The organism is Variovorax sp. P1_H12_2 (genome assembly GCF_056405335.1).
In genome coordinates, this window is record NZ_JBFUCI010000572.1 from 1 (window position 1) to 3,259 (window position 3,259).

Sequence of the window (3,259 nt, forward strand, 5' to 3'; positions counted from 1 at the left end):
GTGCAATCCCGGTCAGCGGCACGACGCTGTGCGGACGTTGGTGGTTCATCGCGTGCAGCGGGCACACGGGCGCCGCAGCCTCGGCCCCATCCTGCACGACCGCCACGCCGTCGGCCTCCTGGATCGCGCTCATGCCCAGCGAGCCCTCGCCCTCGCTGCCTGCGAGCAGTACCCCGATCACACGCTGGCCGCAGGTCGCGGCAGCAGAGCTGAAAAGGCGGTCGATGGGGCGCATGCCCGTCGACGTCGTGTCCCGCTCGTCCAGCCCCATCACGCCCTCCGGCCGGATGACGAGGCCCATGCCCGCCGGCGGCAGATAGACATGGCCGACCCGGGCGAAGCGACCTTCGCACGCATAGCTCACCGGCATGGACGAATAGCCATCCATGATGCGGACCAGTGTCTGGACACTCTGCGAATGGGTGCGCAGCGCCACGAGGATGGCCGCGTGGAAAATGGTCGGCAGCGAATTCAGGAGTGTCGACAAGGTCGGCAGTTCCCCTTCGACCGCGCCGATCACGACCAGGTCGCGCCGCGGGTTCACGGTCGACCTCGCCGCAGGACGTCGTCCATTCGGTCCACGCGAGGAGGCGCGGCGTCGCCGGCGCTCTCGCTCTTACCCCTCTTACCCATCTCTGCCTGCTCGGATTTCATGGCGATCCTCCTTCTGATGAGGTCGAAAGCCTGGAACGCTACGCCTGACCGTTGCAACAATCTGTCAGACAAGGGCGCGGGCCGCTGTCGCGGAGCCAGGGCGAGGCTGCTGCCCAACGACTGGCCCGTCCCAGCGGACAGGGCGGGGATGACTGGCCTTGAAGGTATGCAGCGGATGGCGCATTCGTGCCATCAGACTTTGGGCTGTACGCGTGTAGGCGGCGGCGTCGTCCTTCATGAAAAAAGACGCGCCCGGTCGGGTCGTGGGCAATCTCACAAACGACTTCGCCGATGCCGCGAATCCGTGTAGGTGCGCTTCCACAGTGGACTTGGAGGCACTTTGGCCTGCCTATCATTGGCGAAGGCGCATGGCTCGCATCGTCAGGCCAGCGCCAGAAGCATAGCCACGAAGGAGCCGCCATGTACCCCTACTTCACAACAGCCATGCGTGCCGCCGCCGTTGCGGTGGCGGGCCTCGCTTTCGTCGGTTGCACGACGACCATGAAGGGCGAGAGCGCGAGCAGCACGTCTTCGCGTGCGTCGATCGATGCCCAGGTCAATGAGACGCTCGCGAAGCTCTACACCAATGTTGCGGGCTCGCGCGAGTTGGTGGCCAAATCCAGGGGTGTGCTGGTGTTTCCGGCCGTGGTCGACGCGAGCTTCGTTGTCGGCGCTCAATACGGTCGAGGTGTGCTCCGCGTGGGCGGACGCACCGAGGCTTACTACAGCACCACCGCGGGGTCGCTCGGTTTCCAGGCGGGCGCGCAGTCGAAGGCGGTCATCTACCTGTTCACCACGCAGCAAGCACTGGATAAGTTCCGCAGCAGCCAGGGTTGGACTGTCGGCGCGGATGCCACGGTGGCGCTCGCAACCATCGGCGCCAACGGAAACATCGACACCAACACTGCTCAGCAGCCTGTGGTGGGTTTCGTGCTCACCAACGTCGGGCTGGAAGCCGGTATATCGCTGCAAGGCGCGAAGATCGATCGGATTCAACTTTGAACTGAGCGCGACTCGTGGGGTCCCGGGACTCCACGAGTCGTGCTGGCGGGCCCGCCAGGCCACCCTTGCCGAGGCGGTCGGACGGCCGCCCCCGGGATGCGCGCAGCGAGCAGGCCCTGTCGAGCCTGGGAAGACTGATTTCGTCCCTGTAGCGAAAGCCGCGCCGGGCCCGTCCTTCGTACGGTTCCGGGCCCGGCACGGGCCCGCAGGCAAAACCTCAACCCCAGACATTTCCCCCGGCAGTTTCCGAACCGCCGGGGTTCGCGCAAGCGCCGCACCGCGGTGAAATGGCCGGTTGCTGCATGTGCCGACCGCTTCCTGTGTTCGGCCACGCGCAAGGTCGCTCAGGGCTTCGCTCTGAGCAAAAAGGCGAGCCCCGAAGGTGCAGCAACACCAACGAGGCTCTAACCACAACGTGCAACCCGCAAAGGAAACCGCACATCATGGCTACCTCGAATGATAGTGACTCCCCCTGCATCGCCATTTCCATCCACGGCGGACCGGTGCAGGTCATCGTGAACGTCGGCGATGAGCCGGCGCACCGTGCCGCGCACGACGCGGCCGGCTCGAACGGCCACCGGCCGTTGGCCCCACGGCGCGGCCTCTTCCGCGTCCCGCCAGGGCGGCGCCTCGCCGCCGTGCTCGATCGCGGCTTGCCGCCCGCTGCAGCTTCTGCGGGCGAAGCACCACGTGGCGCATTCATCGCCACGCGCTCGCCCTTCGACGTGTTCGCCGAGCTGGCGAAAGTCGTGCGTGCGGCCCGGCGCGAGGTCCTGATCGTCGATCCCTACGTGAACGCCACCGCGCTGACGGACATCGCCATCGCCGCGCAGGAAGGCGTGCACATCCTCATCCTGGGCGATCGCGCCGGGACCAAGGCCAGCCTCGCGCCGGCGGCCAGTCGCTGGCAGGCGCAGTACAAATCCGCTCGCCCGCTCGAAGTCCGCCTCGCACGCGGCAAGTCACTGCACGATCGCCTGCTGCTGATCGACCGCACGGAGGTCTGGAACCTGTCTCAGTCGATCGCGGACTTCGCGAAGAAATCGCCGGCGTCGATCGAACGAAGCGGCGCGGCGATCGAGAAGGAGAAGGCGGTCGCGTACCTGGACTTGTGGACCGCCGCCACGCCGCTTGCATGAGGGGCCGGCTTGAGCAGGGCATCAAACTCCGCGACGGGTTTGAATTTTCCCGCAGTCATCCGCGCCGCAAATTCAACGCAGCAATTTGGCAATCCATGCCGGAAGGCGCGATGCCCTCGGAGGATGCGTGCCCGGCCCGTTAGGGCGCAAAAGATCGCCCGGATAGTGCGGATGCCCGAGGCACAGACTGTCATCCATGCCAAAGGCCTTCACCGCGGCAACCGCCTCGACGCACCAGCGCCCGAAGTACGCGCCACCTTCGAAGTTGTCGTTGCCCAGTTTGTGCCAGTACGGATGGGCATAGGGCACTGCTTGCTTCGCGCGGCCGGATTTGCCGATGGTCGCCATTTCTTCGTACCAGTGATCGACGAATTCGCGCAATTTGACCGCCTGCTGGTCCGCTGGCGCATCGACGGCTTTGAGCAGTCGCGCATAGGGCTTCATGAAGCACAGTTGCGTACCAA

General features: G+C 65.8%; 4 protein-coding genes. 2 read left to right on the forward strand and 2 right to left on the reverse strand.

The features are described 5' to 3' along the window. Positions 1-544 (reverse strand): chemotaxis protein CheB (locus tag AC1D2K_RS32505; protein ID WP_478094282.1); only part of this gene is annotated, 544 nt, incomplete at its 3' end. A 530-nt stretch (positions 545-1,074) separates the two neighbouring features. Here AC1D2K_RS32505 and AC1D2K_RS32510 point away from each other — a divergent pair. Together AC1D2K_RS32510 and AC1D2K_RS32515 are read left to right on the forward strand one after the other, a co-directional pair. Continuing rightward, on the forward strand, positions 1,075-1,656 hold the full coding sequence (locus AC1D2K_RS32510) for a BPSL1445 family SYLF domain-containing lipoprotein (RefSeq protein ID WP_478094283.1): 582 nt from the start codon (positions 1,075-1,077) through the stop codon (positions 1,654-1,656). Between the two features lie 320 nt (positions 1,657-1,976). Further along, a complete protein-coding gene (locus tag AC1D2K_RS32515; RefSeq protein ID WP_478094285.1) occupies positions 1,977-2,795 on the forward strand; it encodes a hypothetical protein in 819 nt (272 codons plus the stop codon). Between the two features lie 72 nt (positions 2,796-2,867). Here AC1D2K_RS32515 and AC1D2K_RS32520 read toward each other — a convergent pair. Continuing rightward, positions 2,868-3,259 (reverse strand): PoNe immunity protein domain-containing protein (locus AC1D2K_RS32520; RefSeq protein ID WP_478094287.1); only part of this gene is annotated, 392 nt, incomplete at its 5' end.

What these genes read in the sequence shown, in the direction of transcription:
- AC1D2K_RS32510 (WP_478094283.1), top strand. Translation starts at nt 1,075, where the DNA reads ATGTACCCCTACTTCACAACAGCCATGCGTGCCGCCGCCGTTGCGGTG.